The following is a 6,248-nucleotide window of genomic DNA, read 5'->3' as shown; positions in this document are numbered from 1 at the left end:
TGCTCCACCCCGCGTCGCAAGAACAACACTACCCGCCAGTGAACTTCAGGCCAAATCGAGGGGACGTGATCTGTGTCTCTGCAGAGCGGCACCGCCAAAAACACACGCGGACCTTCGGGGCACAGGCCGGTGCGGGCGTCCCGGTTGCTGCGGCTACGGCAAAGGCCGGCCTCCCCTGTCCTTGCGGAAGGGGAAGCCGGCCTAGGCGGGGCTGAGCGGGCTAGCGCCAGCCTCGCTGCGTGATCAGTTGTTCGGAGTGGGCGACGGCGTCGCGGCAGCCGAGGGGGCAGCCGTGGGAGCCGGGGTGGCTCCCTGCGTCGGCGTTGTGCTTTCGGCGCCGAGCTTGGCTTCGGCGTCGATGGCCTTTTGCAGAGCGGCATTCAGTTTCTTCTGCTGCTCTCCGTAGGCTGCAAAGTCACCCTTGGCGAGGGCTTCCTGGCCAGCCCGAATGGCTGCGTTCGCTTCTTCCAGCGCGGCCTTCAGCTCAGCCTTGGCGTCCGTGCCTCCGGTGGCAGGAGGCGTGCCGCCGGTCGCGGGGGGTGGTGTCTGGCCATTGTTGTCCGAGTCCCCGGCAGATGCGCCCGAGTCGCCGCCGAACAGCTGGTTCAATGCCTGATCCAAGGTCGGCGCGAACCCGATCTTGTCACCGAAGGCCACCAGTACGCGCTGCAGCGTGGGGTAGGACGTTTCGCCCGTGGAGCGCAGATAGACGGGTTGCACGTACAGGAGGCCGCCACCCGCCGGGAGCGTCAGGAGGTTGCCGTTGAGCACGTCGGACGCTCCCTGCCGGAGCAGGTTCAAAGCCTGGGACACCGTGGGATCCGAGTTGAACTTGTTCTGGGCCTGGCCGGGGCCGGGAACCTGCGCTTCCGGTGGAATCTGCAGGAGCCTGAGCTGGCCATAGCTTTCGGCCTTGACGCCCTTCTGGTTACCGGCGTCGGAATCCGCAGCGAGGAACCCGTAGAGCACGTTTCGGGCGGTTCCGTTGACCACCTGCGGAATGAACGAAGACGTGAGCTGGAAGGCAGGCTGCTCCTGGTCCGGCATCTTCAGCGACATATAGAACGGCGGCTGCTTGACCGGCTCAGTGACTGTGGGATCGTTCGGCACGGACCAGGCGTCATTGTTCGTGTAGAAGTTGTCCGCCTGGGTGACGTGGTAGCGGCCCAGCAGTTCGCGCTGGACCTTGAACAGGTCCTCGGGGTAGCGGACGTGGCTCATGAGCTCGCCAGACATCTCCGAGAACGGTTTCAGGGAGGTCGGGAAGACCTTCTGCCAGGCCTTCAGCACCGGGTCCTGGTCGTCCCACGCGTACAGCGTTACGGAGCCGTCGTAGGCGTCAACAGTTGCCTTGACGGAGTTACGGATGTAGTTCACCGAGCTGTTGGGCAGGGCAACGCTGCGCCCCGCCGTCGTCTGTGAATCCGCGGTGGCAGACGACAACTGTTCCTGCTGCGAGTAGGGGTAATACTGGCTGGTGGTGTAGCCGTCCACAATCCATTTCACGCGGCCATCAACGACTGCCGGGTAGGCGTTGCCGTCGACCGTGAGGTACGGGGCGACCTTTTCGACGCGGTCCCGCGGGTTGCGGTCGTAAAGGATCTGCGATTCGGCGTTCACACCGTCGGAAAGCAGGAGATCGGAGGACTGGAACTTGATCGCGTAGAGGACCTTGTTGAAGAAGCTGCCGACATTCGGGCCGCCGTTGCCGGTAAAGGTGTACTGGGTTTCGCCATCACCTTCCTTGCCGGCGGGACGGTCCTGCTCGCGGTGGGGTGAACCGTCCGGGGCTCCGACGATCGAGTATTCAGGAGAGTTCTCGCCGAAGTAGATACGGGGCTGATAGGTCGTATCGTTGCCGAGGACTCCGGTCGACGGAATGCCGGCCTGAAGGAACTCCGGCTTGCCGTCGGCGGTGAACTTATTGCCCTTGGCGGCCACCACACCGTAGCCGTGGGTGTAGACCACATGCCGGTTCAGCCAGGACTGCTGGTTGGCGCTCAGGCCGTCCGGGTTCAGCTCACGGACCGCGATCACGGTGTCCTGGACTTTGCCGTCCACTTCGTACCGGTCAACGTTGAGCGCTTTCGGGAACTGGTAGTACGGCCGGTACTGCTCCAGCTGGGAGAACGCGTCCGAAATCAGGTTCGGGTCCAGGAGCCGGATATTGGCAGTGGTTTGTGCATCCGGTGCCAGTGCGCCAGTGGTAGCGGTGGTGGTGGCGTTATACCGCTTCTCTTGGATCTTATCGAGGCCGTAGGCAGCACGGGTCATGCTGATGTTCCGCTCAATGAATGGCTTCTCAAGCGTCTGTTCCGACGGGCGCACCTGGAACTGCTGGACGACCCACGGGTAGACACCGCCGGCAAGGATGGAGGTGATGACCAGCATTGCCGTGCCGATGACAGGCAGGCGCCATTTGCCGATCACGGCGGCAACGATGAAGAGGATTGCGACCAGTGCGGCAGCCACGGCCAGGATGGACTTCGTGGGGATCACCGCGTTGACGTCGGTGTACAGCGCGCCGGCCCAGCGTCCGCCGCTGTTCTGCACGGCGGAATAGCGGTCCAGCCAGAAGTTGACGCCGAGCAGCAGCAGGAAGGCCGCGCCCGTCACGGCGAGGTGAATCTGGGCGGCCCGGCTGGTGAAGATGCCGCGCTCCATGATCCGGATGCTGCCGTAAAGGTAATGCGTGAGAATTCCCGCGATGCCTGCGACCACAACAACGCTGATGAGGAAGCCTGTCACGAATCCGAGGAACGGCAAGGTCATCAGGTAGAAGCTGATATCCAGGTTGAACTGCGGATCGTTCTGGCCGAAGGACTCCTGGTTCAGGAACAGCAGCACTTTCTGCCACTGGCTGGCCGCGGCGCTTCCGGCGAAAAGACCGAACAGCACCGGCAGGCCCACCATGACCACCCTGCGAACAGGTTCCAGTTGCGCCTGGTAGCGGTTCAGGTTGTCCCTGATTTCCGAATCCGGGGCGTAAACGGGGCGGGCGTGATAGGCGATCCGGATGGCGTAGAACATGGCCAGGAACATGAGCGCGAAGCCGGCCAGGAAGATGACAATCCGGGCCACGTTTTCCGTGAGGAAAACTTCAAAGAAACCAAGCTGCTGGTACCAGAGGACGTCGGTCCAAACATTGGCGAAGAAGATGAATCCGACCACAACAAGTGCTACGACGATCAATGTCGGCGTCAAGGCACCTCGCCTTGGCTGGGGTCTTCCGGGCGGTGTGGGGCTGGCAGGACGGGACAAACTCGGTACCTCATAGCTGGTTGTCAGTGACTGGTCTTGTCAAAATCAGAGCGCGTGTGATGGTGTTGCTCGGACCGCCGCTGCACCTCGGAGGGGAGGGTCAGCATCAGTCATTAATGCCACGAGTGGCGGTGGTGCTTAGTTCCTGCAATTAGTCTAGTTGCTGGTGCACGTGGGAAGACCGGATGTGTCGCCGCCTGAACCGATCGCATTGACGGCTTCCCGGGCCCCGGCCAGGTTCTCGACTTTCACCACCTGAAGCCCGTCCGGGATGTGTCCCACCACTTCCGCGCAGTTGGCAGCCGGGGCCAGGAACACCGTCGCGCCGTCCTCCCTTGCTCCGTACATCTTCTGTCCGATCCCGCCGATGGATCCCACGACGCCGTCGGGCGTGATGGTGCCGGTCCCGGCAATGTGCTTGCCGCCGGTCAGGTCCCCCGGCGTCACGGTGTCGACGATGCCGAGGGCGAACATCATGCCCGCGCTGGGGCCGCCCACCTTGTCGAGGGAAATCTTCACATCAAAGGGGAATTTGAAGTCGTACTGCAGCAGCACCCCGAGGATGAACTTGCCGGCGGCGTTCTCGGTGGGGGTGATGGTCTCCGTGACCGGAGCGCCGTCGCGAGTGACGACGACGGTGGCGGGCTTTCCGTTTCCGGCGGCCAGTTCCTCCTGGACGACGCGAAGCGACGTCACGGGTTTGCCGTTCACAGTGGAAAACACATCGCCGGCCTGCAGCTTGCCGGCCGAGGCCGACTGGTCCGCAAGGTCCGCCACCAACAGCTTTTGTTCAAAGGGAATGCCGAGTTCCTTCAGGGCGGAGGCTGTGGCGTTCTCCTGGGATGTCGTCATCGCCACCGCGCTCTCCTGCTGGGACTCCTCCTTCGTCACCCCTGTGGGGAAGATGAGCTCCTCCGGATAGACGGCCTTTGACTTGTCCAGCCATGCTGAAAAGGCCTCGAACACGCTGACCGGACCGTTGGGTCCGCCGTCGACATAGACGGTGGTGAGGTCAAGGTTCCCCTTGGCCGGAAACGTCTCGCGGCCCGTCACGCTGATGACCGGCTTGCCGTTGTCATTGGCCAGGGTATTAAAAGTGGGGCCCGGCGATTCCACAACATACGGCACGGGGAGGCTGGCGGCGGTGATACCCAGCGCGAGTGCCAACAACCCGGAGGCCACCATCGCCGGGTAGCGATTGTCGCGTGCCTTGGCACGACGGGATTTCGGCCGGCGAGAAAGCGTGCCGTTAGTGGTCCCGCCGTCGTGTCCCGAATCCGCGGGATCCCCGGGAACCTGGCCACCCTGAGTAATAGTCAATGAAGGACCTCTCCGCACCTGCGCCCGTGGACGCGGCACTGTGGCTGCGCCCGATCAGAATGCCGGCAGCCTGCAAATATTCCGATTACTAACACTACGCGTTTGCGCCGCCCGTACGCTCTTTGCCCACAGCGAACGGGGCCGGATTCGGCAGACAGCCGCCGACGCCCCGGGGTACCGTGAAGGTGATCAACAGTCACACCGACGATCGGCGGGATCATGACCTCCAACCCACTCAATCCGTCCAATGGCGACGACGACACCCCGAAGGATCCGCTTGCGGAAATGCTTCAAAACCTCATGGGTGGCAAGGGCATGGGCAACATCGACCCCGCCGAACTGGCCAAGGCCGCCGGTCTTCCCGACGATCCGAACCTCCTGGCCCAGATGTTCTCGCAGGTCCAGGCCATGATGAGCGCATCCTCCGAGGGGCCCGTCAACTGGCAGCTTGCCCACGAGAACGCCCGCCGGGTGGCTGCCAGCGGCTCCGACCCCTCGGTCACGTCACAGCAGTCACGGGAAATCGATGAAGCACTGCGCCTCGCCGAGCTGTGGCTGGACCAGGTGACTGAGCTTCCCGCCACCGGCCTGATCGGCCGGGCCTGGTCCCGCGCGGAATGGGTCGAGGAAACGCTCGGGACGTGGAAGCGGCTCACCGAGCCGGTGGCCAACAGCATTGCCAATGCGCTGTCCACCGCCATGACCGAGCAGATGCCCGAGGAAATGAAGTCCATGATGGGAGGGGCGTCCTCCATGCTGCAGAACATGGGCGGGGCCATCTTCGGCATGCAGCTTGGCCAGGCCATTGGCGCCCTCTCCGCCGAAGTGGTCAGCTCAACAGACATCGGAGTGCCGCTGGCGGACCTGGAGATGGCCCTCCTGCCGGCCAACGTAGCCAAATTCGGTGAAGGCCTGAGCCTTCCCGAGAACGACATCCGGCTTTTCCTGGCTGTCCGGGAAGCTGCCCACGCACGGCTCTTCGTCCAGGTGCCCTGGCTCCGCGGGCACCTCCTGGGTGCCATCGAGGCCTATGCCCGGGGCATCCACATTGACACCTCCAAGATCGAGGAACTCGCCCGGGAGATCGATCCCAGCAACCCGGAAGGCATCCAGGAGGCACTGTCCCAAGGCGTGTTCATGCCCCAGCGGACCCCGGCGCAGGACCAGGCACTGGAAAAACTCGAAACCGCGCTGGCCCTCGTGGAAGGCTGGGTGGATGAACTGACCGCGGCGGCCACCGAGAAGTTCCTGCCTTCCGCGTCTGCGCTGCGCGAGACCGTCCGGCGGCGCCGCGCCACCGGCGGCCCGGCCGAACATGCTTTTTCGTCCCTTGTGGGACTGGAGCTGCGTCCCCGGCGCCTCCGCGAAGCTGCCACCTTGTGGGCCTCCCTCAAGGAGGAACGTGGCACCGAAGGCCGGGACGCCATCTGGCACCACCCGGACCTGCTGCCCACCGGCGAGGACCTGGACGATCCGCAGGGGTTCAGCGCACGCCGCAAGCTCGCCGAAGCGAGTGACACCGAGGTGGACGACGCCCTGCAGAAGCTGCTGAACGGCGGATTCGACGAACCGGCCAAGGACGACGATGCGGCGGGCAAAGACGAAGAAGCGTCCGGCGAGGACGACGACGGCGGGACGCCGAAGGCCTGACGCGCCGGTTAACCTGC

Annotated in this window: 3 protein-coding genes; 1 reads left to right on the top strand and 2 read right to left on the bottom strand. The window is 64.0% G+C overall.

Annotated elements, in window-relative coordinates:
* Window positions 1-243: 243 nt before the first annotated feature.
* Window positions 244-3,261, bottom strand: a complete 3,018-nt coding sequence (locus J7I79_RS03200) for a UPF0182 family protein (protein ID WP_214950188.1) — start codon at window positions 3,259-3,261, stop codon at window positions 244-246.
* 156 nt (window positions 3,262-3,417) lie between these two features.
* On the bottom strand, window positions 3,418-4,581 hold the full coding sequence (locus J7I79_RS03195; RefSeq protein ID WP_214950186.1) for a PDZ domain-containing protein: 1,164 nt from the start codon (window positions 4,579-4,581) through the stop codon (window positions 3,418-3,420).
* A 219-nt stretch (window positions 4,582-4,800) separates the two neighbouring features.
* On the opposite strand from J7I79_RS03195, the gene J7I79_RS03190 reads away from it, so the two are divergent.
* Window positions 4,801-6,231, top strand: coding sequence for a zinc-dependent metalloprotease (locus J7I79_RS03190; protein WP_104172211.1), 1,431 nt, complete (start codon window positions 4,801-4,803; stop codon window positions 6,229-6,231).
* Window positions 6,232-6,248 lie beyond the last annotated feature (17 nt).

The organism is Arthrobacter sp. ISL-69 (assembly GCF_018613775.1).
Lineage (GTDB): Bacteria > Actinomycetota > Actinomycetes > Actinomycetales > Micrococcaceae > Arthrobacter.
This window is presented reverse-complemented; position numbering and strand designations above follow the sequence as displayed.

Bases quoted from the DNA above. Each gene is read 5' to 3' on its own strand.
- J7I79_RS03190 (WP_104172211.1), top strand. From the start codon at position 4,801: ATGACCTCCAACCCACTCAATCCGTCCAATGGCGACGACGACACCCCG.